This is a genomic window from Aquabacterium sp. A08, from assembly GCF_011742065.1.
Map to the genome: position 1 here is coordinate 1 of NZ_JAAQQT010000254.1, position 275 is coordinate 275.

Sequence of the window (275 nt, forward strand, 5' to 3'; positions counted from 1 at the left end):
TCGGTGGCGCAGGTGCGCGAATGCGCGGCGCACCTGACGCGTGCGGCCAAGGCCAGCGGCGTGGCCATTGTGCTCGTAGGTCACGTCACCAAGGAGGGCGCGCTGGCCGGCCCCCGCGTGCTGGAACACATGGTGGACACGGTGCTGTACTTCGAGGGCGACACCCACAGCAGCTACCGACTCATCCGCGCCATCAAGAACCGCTTCGGCGCGGTGAACGAGATCGGCGTGTTCGCCATGACCGAAAAAGGCCTGAAGGGCGTGAGCAACCCCAG

Annotated in this window: 1 pseudogene; it reads left to right on the plus strand. The window is 66.9% G+C overall.

The annotated features are described in order from the left end of the window. A pseudogene (locus HA630_RS26880) lies at positions 1–275 on the plus strand (DNA repair protein RadA); the annotation flags it as partial.